This is a genomic window from Herbaspirillum sp. GW821-FHT09A12, assembly GCF_059418325.1.
Genome location: NZ_JBWKPR010000026.1, coordinates 1 through 5,751, shown reverse-complemented (window position 1 = coordinate 5,751; position 5,751 = coordinate 1). Strand labels below are relative to the sequence as shown.

Annotated in this window: 2 tRNA genes and 3 rRNA genes; all 5 read right to left on the bottom strand. The window is 50.7% G+C overall.

Annotation, left to right across the window (positions count from 1 at the left end):
* Positions 1-54: 54 nt before the first annotated feature.
* Positions 55-167, bottom strand: a 5S ribosomal RNA gene (gene rrf / locus AC07N6_RS24220).
* A 148-nt stretch (positions 168-315) separates the two neighbouring features.
* Positions 316-3,187, bottom strand: a 23S ribosomal RNA gene (locus AC07N6_RS24215).
* A gap of 281 nt (positions 3,188-3,468) precedes the next feature.
* Positions 3,469-3,544: transfer RNA gene (locus AC07N6_RS24210), tRNA-Ala, on the bottom strand.
* Between the two features lie 7 nt (positions 3,545-3,551).
* Positions 3,552-3,628, bottom strand: a tRNA-Ile gene (locus AC07N6_RS24205).
* 123 nt (positions 3,629-3,751) lie between these two features.
* Positions 3,752-5,284 (bottom strand): 16S ribosomal RNA (locus AC07N6_RS24200).
* The 16S, 23S and 5S rRNA genes sit together here with 2 tRNA genes alongside, the layout of an rRNA operon.
* Between the last annotated feature and the right edge of the window lie 467 nt (positions 5,285-5,751).

Below are 5,751 nucleotides of genomic sequence, written 5' to 3'. Positions count from 1 at the left end.
CGCAAAGCAAAAAGCCTCCCCATCAGAGATGGAGAGGCTATTGCGGAGTAACAAGCCTGACGATGACCTACTTTCACACTGGTTGCAGCACTATCATCGGCGCGAAGTCGTTTCACGGTCCTGTTCGGGATGGGAAGGGGTGGTACCAACTTGCTATAGTCATCAGGCATAACTTGTAAAGTTGCGCGCTCTCAAACGGAGCAGCGAGCAACCCAATCTTGGAAGAAGTATTAATTCATTTACATTACATGAGGGTGTGATGCACATAAGGGCAAACACATAACGCAAACTTGTCTATAACCGAGCTAATGTTATAGGAACAAGCCGCACGGGCAATTAGTATCAGTTAGCTTAACGCATTACTGCGCTTCCACACCTGACCTATCAACGTCCTGGTCTCGAACGACCCTTTAGGGGAATCTAGTTCCCGGGAAGTCTCATCTTAAGGCGAGTTTCCCGCTTAGATGCTTTCAGCGGTTATCTCTTCCGAACTTAGCTACTCGGCAATGCCACTGGCGTGACAACCGATACACCAGAGGTTCGTCCACTCCGGTCCTCTCGTACTAGGAGCAGCCCCCTTCAAACTTCCAACGCCCACGGCAGATAGGGACCAAACTGTCTCACGACGTTTTAAACCCAGCTCACGTACCACTTTAAATGGCGAACAGCCATACCCTTGGGACCGGCTACAGCCCCAGGATGTGATGAGCCGACATCGAGGTGCCAAACTCCCCCGTCGATATGAACTCTTGGGAGGAATCAGCCTGTTATCCCCAGAGTACCTTTTATCCGTTGAGCGATGGCCCTTCCATACAGAACCACCGGATCACTATGTCCTACTTTCGTACCTGCTCGACTTGTCAGTCTCGCAGTTAAGCACGCTTATGCCATTGCACTATTAGCACGATGTCCGACCGTACCTAGCGTACCTTCGAACTCCTCCGTTACACTTTGGGAGGAGACCGCCCCAGTCAAACTGCCTACCATACACTGTCCCCGATCCGGATAACGGACCAAGGTTAGAACCTCAAACAAACCAGGGTGGTATTTCAAGGTTGGCTCCACGCAGACTAGCGTCCACGCTTCAAAGCCTCCCACCTATCCTACACAGATTGGTTCAAAGTCCAATGTAAAGCTACAGTAAAGGTTCATGGGGTCTTTCCGTCTAGCCGCGGGTAGATTGCATCATCACAAACATTTCAACTTCGCTGAGTCTCGGGAGGAGACAGTGTGGCCATCGTTACGCCATTCGTGCAGGTCGGAACTTACCCGACAAGGAATTTCGCTACCTTAGGACCGTTATAGTTACGGCCGCCGTTTACTGGGACTTCAATCAAGAGCTTGCACCCCATCATTTAATCTTCCAGCACCGGGCAGGCGTCACACCCTATACGTCCACTTTCGTGTTTGCAGAGTGCTGTGTTTTTATTAAACAGTCGCAGCCACCATTTTATTGCAACCCTTTCATCCTTCTGGCGCAGGCCAGTCAAACTACTTGGGCGTACCTTATCCCGAAGTTACGGTACCAATTTGCCGAGTTCCTTCTCCCGAGTTCTCTCAAGCGCCTTAGAATACTCATCTCGCCCACCTGTGTCGGTTTGCGGTACGGTCTCGTTAGACTGAAGCTTAGAGGCTTTTCTTGGAACCACTTCCGATTGCTTCGCGAACAAGTTCGCTCGTCCCATACCCTTGAATTACGCTGCCGGATTTGCCTAACAGCCTTCTCTGATACAGAAACCGGGACTTCCAACACCCGGACAACCTTCCGCGATCCGTCCCCCCATCGCATCTAACGACGGTGCAGGAATATTAACCTGCTTCCCATCAGCTACGCATCTCTGCCTCGCCTTAGGGGCCGACTCACCCTGCTCCGATGAACGTTGAACAGGAAACCTTGGGCTTACGGCGTGCGGGCCTTTCACCCGCATTATCGCTACTCATGTCAGCATTCGCACTTCTGATACCTCCAGCATCCTTTACAAGACACCTTCACAGGCTTACAGAACGCTCTCCTACCATATCCTTGCGGATATCCGCAGCTTCGGTGACTGGCTTAGCCCCGTTACATCTTCCGCGCAGGACGACTCGATCAGTGAGCTATTACGCTTTCTTTAAAGGATGGCTGCTTCTAAGCCAACCTCCTGACTGTTTTAGCCTTCCCACTTCGTTTTCCACTTAGCCAATCTTTGGGACCTTAGCTGGCGGTCTGGGTTGTTTCCCTCTTGACGTCGGACGTTAGCACCCGGCGTCTGTCTCCCAAGCTCGCACTCATCGGTATTCGGAGTTTGCAATGGGTTGGTAAGTCGCGATGACCCCCTAGCCATAACAGTGCTCTACCCCCGATGGTGATACTTGAGGCACTACCTAAATAGTTTTCGGAGAGAACCAGCTATTTCCAAGTTTGTTTAGCCTTTCACCCCTATCCACAGCTCATCCCCTAATTTTTCAACATTAGTGGGTTCGGTCCTCCAGTGCGTGTTACCGCACCTTCAACCTGGCCATGGATAGATCACTTGGTTTCGGGTCTACACCCAGCGACTGAACGCCCTATTCGGACTCGATTTCTCTACGGCTTCCCTATGCGGTTAACCTTGCCACTGAATGTAAGTCGCTGACCCATTATACAAAAGGTACGCAGTCACCCCTTGCGAGGCTCCTACTGTTTGTATGCACACGGTTTCAGGATCTATTTCACTCCCCTTCCGGGGTTCTTTTCGCCTTTCCCTCACGGTACTGGTTCACTATCGGTCGATTACGAGTATTTAGCCTTGGAGGATGGTCCCCCCATGTTCAGACAGGATTTCACGTGTCCCGCCCTACTTGTCGCAAGCCTAGTTCCACACCAATGATTTCGTGTAAGGGGCTATCACCCTCTATGGCCGGACTTTCCATTCCGTTCCACTATCAATGATGCTAAATCTTGCAGGCTGGTCCCATTTCGCTCGCCACTACTCTGGGAATCTCGGTTGATTTCTTTTCCTGTAGCTACTTAGATGTTTCAGTTCGCCACGTTCGCTTCACACACCTATGTATTCAGTGAGTGATACCCTTGCGGGTGGGTTTCCCCATTCGGAAATCTGCGGATCAAAGCTTGTTTGCTAGCTCCCCGCAGCTTATCGCAAGCTACTACGTCCTTCATCGCCTGTAATCGCCAAGGCATCCACCATGTGCACTTATTCGCTTGTTCCTATAACGTTAGCCTCTGTTGCCAGAGCGCTATAGAAAAATTTGAGTTTAGCGTTTGCCGTATTGCCAAAGTAAGTCTTCTAATTGCTAAGATCACTTCGTAATACTTTGATTGATACAATCACACCCATTTCTTACGCTCGCAAGAACCGAAGTCCTGGCGATCGCTTAAATGAATCTTTACTTCTTCCAGATTGTTAAAGAACAAAAACAGCCATTAGTCTTAAAAGACCAAACCTAAATCACAACGCCTTTTACAGCGCTGACTTAGGTTTGATATCTTGGTGGAGGTTGACGGGATCGAACCGACGACCCCCTGCTTGCAAAGCAGGTGCTCTCCCAGCTGAGCTAAACCCCCGAAACCTTGGTGGGTCTGGTTGGGCTCGAACCAACGACCCCCGCGTTATCAACACGGTGCTCTAACCAGCTGAGCTACAGACCCGCTTGGATCAGTATCAGTAGCCAGTTCTCAGCAATTTGCATCAAACCGTGCTTCCTACCAAATAACTGTTCTTATTGATTTACAGCCGATAAGTGTGGACGCTTAACTTCGTGCGCACTCTAGAAAGGAGGTGATCCAGCCGCACCTTCCGATACGGCTACCTTGTTACGACTTCACCCCAGTCACGAATCCTACCGTGGTGAGCGCCCTCCTTGCGGTTAGGCTACCCACTTCTGGTAAAACCCGCTCCCATGGTGTGACGGGCGGTGTGTACAAGACCCGGGAACGTATTCACCGCGACATGCTGATCCGCGATTACTAGCGATTCCAACTTCATGGAGTCGAGTTGCAGACTCCAATCCGGACTACGATACACTTTCTGGGATTAGCTCCCCCTCGCGGGTTGGCGGCCCTCTGTATGTACCATTGTATGACGTGTGAAGCCCTACCCATAAGGGCCATGAGGACTTGACGTCATCCCCACCTTCCTCCGGTTTGTCACCGGCAGTCTCATTAGAGTGCCCTTTCGTAGCAACTAATGACAAGGGTTGCGCTCGTTGCGGGACTTAACCCAACATCTCACGACACGAGCTGACGACAGCCATGCAGCACCTGTGTGATGGTTCTCTTTCGAGCACTCCCAAATCTCTTCAGGATTCCATCCATGTCAAGGGTAGGTAAGGTTTTTCGCGTTGCATCGAATTAATCCACATCATCCACCGCTTGTGCGGGTCCCCGTCAATTCCTTTGAGTTTTAATCTTGCGACCGTACTCCCCAGGCGGTCTACTTCACGCGTTAGCTGCGTTACCAAGTCAATTAAGACCCGACAACTAGTAGACATCGTTTAGGGCGTGGACTACCAGGGTATCTAATCCTGTTTGCTCCCCACGCTTTCGTGCATGAGCGTCAGTGTTATCCCAGGGGGCTGCCTTCGCCATCGGTATTCCTCCACATATCTACGCATTTCACTGCTACACGTGGAATTCTACCCCCCTCTGACACACTCTAGCCGTGCAGTCACAAATGCAATTCCCAGGTTGAGCCCGGGGATTTCACATCTGTCTTACACAACCGCCTGCGCACGCTTTACGCCCAGTAATTCCGATTAACGCTTGCACCCTACGTATTACCGCGGCTGCTGGCACGTAGTTAGCCGGTGCTTATTCTTCAGGTACCGTCATTAGTCGCAGATATTAGCTGCAACCGTTTCTTCCCTGACAAAAGAGCTTTACAACCCGAAGGCCTTCTTCACTCACGCGGCATTGCTGGATCAGGGTTGCCCCCATTGTCCAAAATTCCCCACTGCTGCCTCCCGTAGGAGTCTGGGCCGTGTCTCAGTCCCAGTGTGGCTGGTCGTCCTCTCAGACCAGCTACTGATCGTCGCCTTGGTGAGCTTTTACCCCACCAACTAGCTAATCAGATATCGGCCGCTCCACGAGCATGAGGTCTTGCGATCCCCCACTTTCATCCGTAGATCGTATGCGGTATTAGCTAATCTTTCGACTAGTTATCCCCCACTCTAGGGCACGTTCCGATATATTACTCACCCGTTCGCCACTCGCCATCAGGAGCAAGCTCCTATGCTGCCGTTCGACTTGCATGTGTAAGGCATGCCGCCAGCGTTCAATCTGAGCCAGGATCAAACTCTTTAGTTTAATCTCTGTTTTGTGCCATTTCTGGCCACCCCGAAGGGTGTCGCTCTCTCAAAATACTGACAGGTAATTTCTTGCGATCTTACCTATATTTCTTGTGAGCATTTAATGTTTAAAGTTTCCAGACCCGAAGGTCTGTCGCACTCCATTAAACGCCCACGCTTATCGGCTGTTAATTTTTAAAGATCTTGTCTGTCGCTCACGTCGCTTGCGCTTCGTTCGCGTCGCTGGCAAATCGTTTTGTTTGTCAGCAGCAGAGAAACGAGATTATGAGGTCATTTTTAATTTGCGTCAACTACTTTTTTAACGCTTTCTTAAAAATTTCTGCTGAAGTTTCTTACTACTCAAACTCCAACTTTCCCTTCAACTTCCCTCTGCTTCGCGCACTATTTCCGCTTCGTTTTTCTCGTCGCTTCGTGTGTCGCGTCAGCAGGGGGCGAACTATAGCAACCCACCTCAACCCACGCAAG